We start from the raw sequence: 9,432 nt of genomic DNA, 5'->3' as shown, positions 1-9,432 counted from the left end.
TCCCCGGAGTGGTCTCCGGGGAACCCCGCCCTTCTTTCGGCTTCCTCGCCGTTCCGGCGGCTTCGCCGCACGGGCCTCAGGTGAGGTCCATACCGCCGTCGAGCGTGATGACCTGCCCGGTCACCAGGTCGCTCGCCGGGTCGGCGAGCCGGGTGATCCAGGGCGTGACGTCGTCGACCTCGCCGACCCGGCCGAGCGGGATGTCCCCCTTGGCGTGCTCGAAGAGGCCCTCCACCTGCTCCGGCGAGAGACCGTTGGCCGCGTAGGCCTCGGTACGGACGAAACCGGGTGCGACGGCGTTGACGCGGACGCCCCGGGGGGCCAGCTCGGCCGCCCAGCTGCGGGTCAGGCTGTGCACGGCGGCCTTGCTCGCCGCGTACACCGAACCGCCGGGAGTGGGGTTGTGGCCCGCCCGGCTGGAGACGAGCACGATGCTGCCCCCGGGGGAGCGCAGCAGGGGCAGCAGCCGCCCGGTCAGCAGCACGGGACCGACCAGGTTGATGTCCATCACCTCGCGGACGGTGTCCGGGGCGAGGTGGTCCAGGGGGGTGAAGCGGAAGACGCCCGCGTTGTGCACCAGGACGTCCAGGGTGCCGCCGCGGGACTCCACGGCCCCGGCGACCGCGTCCGCCCCCGCCGCGTCGGCGACGTCGGCGGTCACCGGGACGACGGCCGGGTGGAGCGCGGCGACCTCGGCGAGGCGGTCCGCCCGCCGGCCCGTGATCACCACGGTGGAGGCGCCGAGTTCGGCGAAGGCCAGCGCGGTGGCCCGGCCGATGCCCGTCCCGCCGCCGGTGACGACCACGGTCTGGTCGGCGAAAGGCTTGTCCGACATGGGTTTCCTCTCTTCTCGTCCGCTCGGGTCCGTTCGGAGCGGGCCGGGTCAGGTGAGCTTCGCGACGACCGTGCCGCTGAACCTGCGGTCGAGCAGCGCGCCGAAGTTCGCGGGCAGCTCGGTCACCCCGCCCTCGACGGCGGTGTGCGGGAAGACGATGCGCTTCTCGCGCAGCAGCGTGCTGAACTGCCGGTTCCAGTCGGCGATCTGGTCGGGGGTGTGCAGGGTGGCGAACGGGCGCAGCACCAGCTCCTTGGGGAACGCCGCCATCAGGTCCAGACGGGGGCTGCCGCCGTCGCCCGTGCCGAGCTGCCCGGAGAGCGCGCCGCACAGCGCGAAGCGGGCGTGCGGGGCCGCGGCCTGGACCGCCGCCTCGAACTGCTCGCCGCCGACGTTGTCGAAGAAGACGTTGATGCCGTCGGGCGCCAGCTCCCGCAGCCGGTCGAGGACCGGTCCGTCGTGGTAGTCGAAGGCGGCGTCGAAGCCGAGCTCCTCCACCAGGTAGTCGATCTTCTCCTTGGAGCCCGTGCTGCCGATCACCAGCTTGGCGCCGCGGCACTTGGCGAGCTGGCCGGCGAGCGAGCCGACACCGCTGGTCGCCCCGGAGACGAAGACGACGTCGCCCTCGGAGACCTGCGCCATCTCCACCATGCCCCGCCACGCGGTGGGACCCTGGGAGAGGAAGTACTCCGAGGAGGGCAGCAGGCCGCGGTCCCGCCGGAAGAACTCCTGGGCGTGGCCCGTGGCGTACTCGCGCCAGCCGTGGAAGTGCTCCACCAGGTCGCCGACGGCCAGGTCGGGACTGCCGGAGGCGACGACCGTGCCCACCGTGCGGCCCCACATGGGCTGCCCGAGCCGGAAGACCGGGATCGGCAGGTCGGTCTCGGGCACCATCTGGTCGCGGTAGACGGCCCCCAGGGACATCCACTCGTTGCGCACCACCACCCGGCCCTCGTCGGGAGCGGCCAGCTCGCTCTCCACCAGGGCGAAGTGGTCCGGCGTCACGTCTCCCTCGGGGTAGGAGACGAGTCGGACCTCCCGGCTCGTCGCGGGAATGACCTCACTGCTCATGGCTGCTCCTCGGCATGTCGTTTCACCAGTTGACGGGAAGGGCGAGCAGGCCGGTGTTCACGTCACCGGTCCGCCAGCGCAGTTCGTTCTCGGGCACGGCCGGCCGCAGGCCGGGGAAGCGGGCGGCCAGCGCCCCGATCGCGACGGAGAGCTCCAGCCGCGCGAGCGGGGCTCCCAGGCAGCGGTGGGTGCCGTGGCCGAAGGCCAGGTGGGGGTTGTCGGCGCGCTCGAAGTCGAGGCGGTCGGGGGAGGGGAACACGGTCTCGTCGCGGTTGGCCGAGGCGAAGGCCAGGAACACCGCGTCCCCGGCGGGCACCGTGACGTCCCCGATCACCACGTCCTCGGTGGCGACGCGGGGCAGGCCCGAGGTGTCCGTGGCGAAGAGGTTGACGGTCCGCAGCAGCTCCTCCAGCGCCGTGGGGACGCGCTCGGGGTGCTCGCCCAGGTGCCGCCAGGTCCCGGGGTGGTGGGCGGTCAGGGTGAGCACCGTGAGGGCGAGCTGGCCGGCGGTCGAGTCGAAGCCGGCGCCGAGCAGGGTGTAGCCGAAGACCACCAGCTCCTCGTCGCTGAGCCGGTCGTCCCCGATCCGCGCGGCGGCCAGGGCGGAGAGCACGTCGTCGCAAGGCTGCTCCCGCTTCCGGGCGACGAGGGCGGCCATGTAGGAGCCCAGCCGCTCCCGGCCCTCCAGGGCCTCCTCCTCGGGGCCGTCCACCGCCGCGAACTGCCGCACCCAGGTGTGGAAGTGGTCGCGGTCCTCCAGCGGCACGCCCAGCAGTTCGCAGATGACCGTCAGCGCCAGCGGGGCGGCGAACCCCGCCACCAGGTCGGCCGGCGGCCCCTCGGCCGCCAGACCGTCCATCAGCCCGTCGACCAGCTCGCGGACCCTGGGGCGCATGCCCTCGATCCGCTCGGGGGAGAACGCCAGCTCCGCCAGGGCCCGCAGCCGGGTGTGCTCCGGGGGGTCCAGGGAGACGATCATCCCCGGAGGGGCCTGGAACAGGCCGTCGAACCGCGGCGCCCCCGGCGCGTACACCGCGGCCCGGCTGAACCGCTCGTCCTCCAGCGCGGCCCGTACGTCCGCGTGCCGGGTCACCAGCCAGGCGTGTCCGCCGCCGGCCGTGTCCACCCTGGCCACGGGGCACTCGGCGCGCAGACGCGCGAAGCGCGGGTCCGGGCCCCGGTAGGTCGAGCCGGGGAAGGGGAAGGTCGTCGGCTCCTCCGGAGCGGGCACGGGGCTACCTCCGCGTCGTGGCGTGCTGACCGTCCACGGGCCTGTGGACGGTCAGCACGTTAGGAGCCCGGCCTCGACGCCCGATCGCCTCCGGCTCGAAGCGGCCCGGACGCGCCGAAGGCCAGCTCGGCGAAGCGCTCGCCGATGAGCCGGTGGGTGGCGGCGTCGGGGTGCAGGGCGTCCGGCAGGGGCAGTGCGGCGGCGTCCTCCTCGCCGTACAGCTCACGGCCGTCCAGGTAGTGAAGGTTCGGGTCCCCGGCGGAGCGCTCGGCGACGATCCGGGCGAGCTCGGCGCGCACCACGCCCAGGGTGAGGCGCCCGGCCGGGACCTCCGACGGGTCGCCCAGGGCGCGGAAGCGGAACGGCTCCTCCCCCGGCCGCGGCAGCAGCGGTCCGGGGCGCTCCTCGGCCTCGGGGCACAGGATCGGCGAGACCACCAGCAGGGGGGTGTCGGGGTGCCCGTCGCGGATGGTGTCGAGGAAGCCGTGCACGGCCGGGGTCAGCGCCCGCAGCCGCATGGAGTCGGTGCCGACGATGTTGATGCCGACCTTCAGGCTGATCAGGTCGGCCGGGGTGTCGCGCATCGCGCGGGCGGTGAACGGGTCGAGCATCGCGTGGCCGGCCAGGCCGAGGTTCACCAGCTCCACGCCGCCGAGCGAGGCCGCCACGGCGGGCCAGACCCCGGTGGGGGCGGGCTGGTCGGCCCCGTGGCTGATGGAGCTGCCGTGGTGCAGCCACACCGGCCGGCGGGAGGGGGAGGGCGGGAGGACGGGGGCGTCGGCGCGCAGGGCGATCAGCTCCGTGACCTCCGCCTGCGGCAGCCACAGTTCGATCTCCTTCTCCCGCGCCGGCAGACCGGTGAACGACACCGCGCCGGCGGGGCCCGGAACGGTCTCGGCCTGGCCGGTGAACGGGTTCAGGTGCAGCCGGTTGCCCTCGCGCACGCTCGCCCGCGCGACGGGCTCGCCGTCGGCGAACAGCTCGTACACCCCGTCGGGGAAGGCCGCGTCGCCGGGCAGGACCGTCTTGGTCGCCAGCACCTCCAGGCGCAGGACGGTGGCCGCGGTGCGGAAGACCAGGCGCACCCCGGCGGGCTGCGCCTCCACCATCCGGAAGTGCGGGTCGTGCAGTTGGGCGCGGGCCCGGGCCGGAAGGCGGTGCGGCAGCAGTCCCGCCGCGGTGCGCTCCAGGTCCCGGGCGCCGCGGACGGCGACCGGGCCGTCGATGAGGGGGACGTCGATGAGCTCGGTCATGGCGGATGGTCTCCTGGGGGAGGGAGGCCGTCATTCGACGGGGACGAACCGGATCTCACGGGCGTCGGCGTCGGCGTCGTCGGCGGCGAACCGCAGGAGCCGGGAGCCTTCCGCGGACACGGCGGACTGGTGTTTGCGGGAGAGCTTTCCGAACGGCTCCACGGTCAGGGTGGCGGCGCCGCGCTTGCGCTCCAGCTTCCAGGCGCCGCTCACCAGACCGTCGACGAGGAAGGTGGCGCGCATCCCGTTGCGCGTCATCACCAGGCGGCGGTACTCGTCCGAGATCACCCGGGTGCGGTCGGCGTGCGAGGCCAGGAGGTTGTCGTACTCGGGCAGGAAGCGCACCGGCGCCGGCGCGTCCGGGTCGGGCCGCGGGGCGTCGGGCAGGTCGAACAGCTCCACGCCGTTCTCGTCCCGGAAGACGCTCAGCCTCGGCCGGAGGCCCTCGACGACGGGGCGCAGCCGCACCAGGCCGGCCCAGGTCTGCACGTCCCGGACCGAGGCCGGGCCGAAGGCCGCGAGGTAGCGCAGGACCAGGTCCTCGGGGGCGGCGCCGGGGCCCTCCCCGGCGCCGCCCAGCCACGAGGCGGCCGTGGCGTACCGGGTCAGTCCGCCCACGCCCCAGATGCCGCGCGGCGGCACCTGCACCAGCGGCACCAGGTTGCGCACCACGTACGTCATGGCGCGGGCCTCGCGGTCGGGCCACCGCTCGTGCAGCAGGGCGCCCAGCTCCCGCGTGGTCAGGTGCCGCTCCTCGAGCAGCTCGCGGCCGGCGGCGGCCACGGCGTCGCGGTCCAGCCCCTCCAGGGCCTTGCGGAACGCGGTGTTCAGTTCGCGGTCGAGGGCGGGCTGGATCCAGGGGCGCAGGGCCGCGCAGTCGCGCGGGGTGACCAGGTGCACGGTGCTGCGCATCAGCGCGATCCGCACCACCCGCCGCTCGGTGATCGCCTCGACCAGGTCGTCGACGCGGAAGTCCGCCAGACGCGTCCACAGCCCGAAGTAGGGCGCGTAGGGAGCCTGCGCCTGGAGGCCGACGAGGTGCTCGACGGCGTCCGCGACCTTCACCTCCGCGCGCTCGAGGAGGAACTGGCGGGCGAGCAGGGCGCGGCCCAGGGCGCGCTGGCTGAGTACGGGTGGTGTCGGCATGCCTCTAGGACTTCCTCGGTGGTCTTGCCCGGCGCCCTTCGGCGGCCTGCCGGGGTTCTCGGGGTCTTCCCCGGCGGTTCCCCTCCGTCAGCGCAGCGGACGGAAGAAGGCGCGCAGTTCGGAGGCGAGCACCTCGGGCTGCTCCAGGGCGGGGAAGTGGCCGCCGTACTCGTGATCCTTCCAGCTGCGCAGGTCCGTGAAGCGGCTCTCGATCCAGGGGCGCGGCATCCTGCCGTCCTTGGGGAAGATCGAGACGCCGGTGGGGACGTGGACGGGGGCCAGCGCCATCTTGTTCTGGCTCTCCCAGTACAGCCGGGCCGACGAGGCCGCCGTCGCCGCGAACCAGCCCACGGACACCGCGTCCAGCAGCCGGTCCCGGGGGATCGCCTTGCCCGGCTCGCCGTCGTGGTCGCTCCACGCCCAGTACTTCTCCGCCATCCAGGCCAGCTGCCCGGCCGGCGAGTCCGTCAGGCCGTAGCCGATGGTCTGCGGGCGGGTGGTCTGGATCGCCGAGTAGCCGCCCTCGTTCCGCTGGAACTCCTTCAGGGCCGCCAGCCCGGCGACGTCGCGCTCGGACAGCTCCACCTGCTCCTGCGGGGGGCGCGCGAACGGCATCGCCAGGTAGATGCCCGCCAGGTGCTCCGCGTCGGTCTCGCCGACGATGGCGGTGATGAACGAGCCCCAGTCCACGCCGTGGGCGGCGTAGCGCTCGTACCCCAGGCGCGCCATCAGCGCGGCCCAGGCGTCGGCGGTGCGCTCCGCCGTCCAGCCGGTGTCGGTCGGCTTGCCGCTGAAACCGAATCCCGGCAGCGAGGGGCAGACCACGTGGAAGGCGTCCGCCGGGTCGGCCGGGTCGGTCAGCAGCTCGATGACGTCGAGGAACTCCACCACCGAGCCGGGCCAGCCGTGCGACATCAGCAGCGGCATGGCGTTTGGGTGGGGCGAGCGCGCGTGCAGGAAGTGGATGCTCAGCCCGTCGATCTCGGTGCGGAACTGCGGAACGGCGTTGAGCCGCGCCTCGGCGGCCCGCCAGTCGTAGGAGGTGCGCCAGTACTCGCACAGCTCCCGCGCGTACGACAGGGGCATCCCCTGCGACCAGTCGTCCACGGTCTCCGCCTCGGGCCAGCGGGTCCTGGCCAGCCGCTCGCGGAGGTCGTCGAGGTCCGCCTCGGGCACCTCGACGCGGAAGGGAGTGATTGCCGGACTCATGCGACATGCCTCCTGAGCGCTGCGGTGTACCGGATCGCAGACAGGCTAGGGACGGCCTCTCGACCGCCGGTCGAGCCCGGGTCGGGACCGGGCGGCTCGAGCGCGTTTCCGGCCCGTCTCCAGACGCGGCTGCCAGCCTCCCCACGGACCGACGAGAAGGGACTCGCGATGACGACACCGACCACCGAGGCCGAACCGGAGGGCCTGGACGCACCGTTCCCGTGGGACCGGAAGTGCCCGTTCTCGCCGCCGGAGCAGTACGCGCAGCTGGCGGCGGAGCGGCCCATCGCCAAGGCCAGGCTGGCCACCGGCCGAGAGGCCTGGCTGGTCACCGGTTACCACAACATCCGCCAGCTGCTCACCGACCCGCGGGTCAGCTCCTCCCGCCGGGAGGAGAACTTCCCCTTCTACTTCCCCATCCCCGAGGTCTTCCGCACCGAGACCTCGTTCATCGGGTACGACCCGCCGGAGCACACCCGTACGCGCCGCAAGGCCGCCGTCACCTTCACCAACCGGCGCACCCAGATGCTGCGCCCGCAGATCGAGAAGATCGTCGACGAGACCATCGACCGGCTGATCGCCAGCGGCTCCCCCGCCGACCTCCACCACGAGCTGTCGCTGCCGATCCCCATGACGGTGATCTGCCTGCTGCTGGGCATCCCCTACGAGGACCACGAGTTCTTCCAGAAGCACGGCGCGGTGCTGCTGGCCGGCGACAGCACGACCCAGCAGCGCCAGGCCGCCATGGTCGAGGTGGGGCACTACCTGGAGAACCTCATCGCCATCAAGGAGAAGACTCCGGGCGACGACCTGCTGAGCAGGGCCATCGTGGAGTACCGGGAGTCGGGCGAGGAGTACGAGACCCGGGACCTGGTCAACCTGTGCCGGCTGCTGATGAACGGCGGACACGAGACCACCGCCAGCATGATCTCGATCGGCACGGCCTGCCTGCTGGAGCACCCCGAGGAGCTGGCCAAGATCAAGGCCGACCCCTCGCTGGTCCCCACCGCTCTGGAGGAGGTCATCCGCTTCCTGACCATCGGGGACGCCGCCATCGCCCGGGTGGCGATGGAGGACATCGAGATCGGCGGGGTCACCATCCCCAAGGGCGACGGCATCCTGTGCGTGGCCTTCACCGGGAACCGGGACCCGGAGGTCTACGAGGAGCCCGACAAGCTCATCCTGGAGCGCGGCAGCCGCAAGCACCTGGGCTTCGGGCACGGCCTGCACCACTGCATCGGCGCCGACCTCGCCCGGCTGGAGCTGGAGATCGTCTGGAGCAAGCTGTTCCAGCGCCTGCCCGACCTGCGGCTCGCCGTCCCCTACAAGGACATCAGGACCAAGGAGGGCGCCGTGATCTACGGCGTCTGGGAACTGCCCGTCGAGTTCTGAGCCGGTGTCCCGGCCTCCGTCCGCCCCCGTCACCCCCGGCACCCCCGTCATCCCGCCACGGCGTCACGGCGTCACGTCATGACGGCGTCACCCCGCCACCCGGCACGGAAGGAGCGCGCATGGGCCCGCTGAGAGGGCTGAGGATCGTGGAGATCGCAGCCATCGGGCCCGCGCCCTTCGCGTGCATGATGCTGGCGGACCTCGGCGCCGACGTGGTGCGGGTGGACCGCGCCGACGGGGCCCGTTCCTTCGGGGACTGGCACAGGGTGCTCGACCGCGGGCGCCGGTCGGTGGCGCTGGACCTGAAGTCCCCCCGCGCCGTGGAGGCGCTGCTGCGCCTGGTGGAGGGGGCGGACGTCCTGGTGGAGGGGTTCCGGCCCGGTGTCGCCGAGCGTCTCGGCATCGGGCCGGAGCGCTGCGCCGAGGTCAACCCGGGCCTGGTGTACGCCCGGATGACCGGCTGGGGCCAGCGGGGGCCGCTGGCCTCGGCCCCCGGCCACGACATCAACTACATCGCGCTGTCGGGCGCGCTGCACGCCATCGGGCCCGCGGACGGACCGCCGGTGCCCCCGGTGAACCTGCTGGGGGACTTCGCCGGCGGCGGTCTGCTGCTCGTCTGCGGCATCCTGGCGGCCCTGCACGAGCGCCGGACCTCCGGGCTCGGCCAGGTGGTCGACGCCGCCATCGTGGACGGCACGGCCGCCACGCTCGGCATGCTCATGGGCATGGCGGCGGCCGGCCGGTGGAGCGACGAGCGGGGCCGCAACCTGCTCGACGGCGGCGCCCCGTTCTACGGCGTCTACCGCTGCTCCGACCACCGCCACGTGGCCGTCGGAGCGCTGGAGGAACGGTTCTTCAGCGCGCTGCTCGAAGGACTCGGCCTGGACGCCGAGGAGTTCGGCGACCGCTTCGACCCGCGGAACTGGCCCCGGCTGCGGGAGCGGCTGGCGGCCCGTTTCGCCACCCGGACCCGTGACGAGTGGGCGGCGCGCTTCTCGGACAGCGAGGCCTGCGTGTCGCCGGTGCTGACGGTCTCGGAGGCGGCCGCGCACCCGCACCACCGGGCGCGCGGCACCTACCTGGCCGACGGCGGCGCCTGGCAGCCCGCGCCCGCGCCGCGCTTCGCCCGTACGGCTCCCGGCCGACCGCGGCCCGCGCCCAGGCCCGGCGAGCACACCCGGGAGGTCCTGCTGGAGTGCGGACTGCGGCCCGAGGAGATCGACGGGCTGACGGCCGCGGAGCCGGACTGAGTCCGCGGTCCGTACGACGTCTGGGCCCCCGCACACACCGTGTGC

At 73.7% G+C, this 9,432-nt stretch carries 8 protein-coding genes; 2 read left to right on the top strand and 6 right to left on the bottom strand.

Annotated features, from left to right (window positions below; all coding sequences use genetic code 11):
• Nucleotides 1–76: 76 nt before the first annotated feature.
• The 6 genes from QC029_RS29850 to QC029_RS29825 all read right to left on the bottom strand — a co-directional run bounded on the left by QC029_RS29850 (nucleotide 77) and on the right by QC029_RS29825 (nucleotide 6,745).
• The gene (locus QC029_RS29850; protein ID WP_279558974.1) at nucleotides 77–835 is read right to left on the bottom strand and encodes an SDR family NAD(P)-dependent oxidoreductase; all 759 of its coding nucleotides are present in this window, start codon (nucleotides 833–835) and stop codon (nucleotides 77–79) included.
• A 48-nt stretch (nucleotides 836–883) separates the two neighbouring features.
• A complete protein-coding gene (locus tag QC029_RS29845; RefSeq protein WP_279558973.1) occupies nucleotides 884–1,906 on the bottom strand; it encodes an NADP-dependent oxidoreductase in 1,023 nt (340 codons plus the stop codon).
• 22 nt (nucleotides 1,907–1,928) lie between these two features.
• The gene (locus tag QC029_RS29840; RefSeq protein WP_279558972.1) at nucleotides 1,929–3,137 is read right to left on the bottom strand and encodes a cytochrome P450; all 1,209 of its coding nucleotides are present in this window, start codon (nucleotides 3,135–3,137) and stop codon (nucleotides 1,929–1,931) included.
• Nucleotides 3,138–3,196: 59 nt separating this feature from the next.
• Complete coding sequence (locus tag QC029_RS29835) at nucleotides 3,197–4,390, bottom strand: SGNH/GDSL hydrolase family protein (RefSeq protein ID WP_279558971.1); 1,194 nt, start codon at nucleotides 4,388–4,390, stop codon at nucleotides 3,197–3,199.
• A 30-nt stretch (nucleotides 4,391–4,420) separates the two neighbouring features.
• Entirely contained in the window at nucleotides 4,421–5,536 is a 1,116-nt protein-coding gene (locus QC029_RS29830; protein WP_279558970.1) for a winged helix DNA-binding domain-containing protein, read from the bottom strand.
• A gap of 87 nt (nucleotides 5,537–5,623) precedes the next feature.
• On the bottom strand, nucleotides 5,624–6,745 hold the full coding sequence (locus QC029_RS29825; protein ID WP_279558969.1) for an epoxide hydrolase family protein: 1,122 nt from the start codon (nucleotides 6,743–6,745) through the stop codon (nucleotides 5,624–5,626).
• 168 nt (nucleotides 6,746–6,913) lie between these two features.
• On the opposite strand from QC029_RS29825, the gene QC029_RS29820 reads away from it, so the two are divergent.
• Together QC029_RS29820 and QC029_RS29815 are read left to right on the top strand one after the other, a co-directional pair.
• Entirely contained in the window at nucleotides 6,914–8,137 is a 1,224-nt protein-coding gene (locus QC029_RS29820) for a cytochrome P450 (protein ID WP_279558968.1), read from the top strand.
• 119 nt (nucleotides 8,138–8,256) lie between these two features.
• Nucleotides 8,257–9,387: a CaiB/BaiF CoA-transferase family protein gene (locus QC029_RS29815; RefSeq protein WP_279558967.1), complete on the top strand. Its 1,131-nt coding sequence runs from the start codon at nucleotides 8,257–8,259 to the stop codon at nucleotides 9,385–9,387.
• The last annotated feature ends 45 nt before the right edge of the window (nucleotides 9,388–9,432 follow it).

This window comes from Streptomyces sp. DH37, assembly GCF_029813835.1.
Classification (GTDB): domain Bacteria; phylum Actinomycetota; class Actinomycetes; order Streptomycetales; family Streptomycetaceae; genus Streptomyces.
This window is presented reverse-complemented; position numbering and strand designations above follow the sequence as displayed.

Coding starts and splice junctions, on each gene's coding strand:
- QC029_RS29850 (WP_279558974.1), bottom strand. CDS start 835: ATGTCGGACAAGCCTTTCGCCGACCAGACCGTGGTCGTCACCGGCGGC.
- QC029_RS29845 (WP_279558973.1), bottom strand. CDS start 1,906: ATGAGCAGTGAGGTCATTCCCGCGACGAGCCGGGAGGTCCGACTCGTC.
- QC029_RS29835 (WP_279558971.1), bottom strand. CDS start 4,390: ATGACCGAGCTCATCGACGTCCCCCTCATCGACGGCCCGGTCGCCGTC.
- QC029_RS29830 (WP_279558970.1), bottom strand. CDS start 5,536: ATGCCGACACCACCCGTACTCAGCCAGCGCGCCCTGGGCCGCGCCCTG.
- QC029_RS29825 (WP_279558969.1), bottom strand. CDS start 6,745: ATGAGTCCGGCAATCACTCCCTTCCGCGTCGAGGTGCCCGAGGCGGAC.
- QC029_RS29820 (WP_279558968.1), top strand. CDS start 6,914: ATGACGACACCGACCACCGAGGCCGAACCGGAGGGCCTGGACGCACCG.
- QC029_RS29815 (WP_279558967.1), top strand. CDS start 8,257: ATGGGCCCGCTGAGAGGGCTGAGGATCGTGGAGATCGCAGCCATCGGG.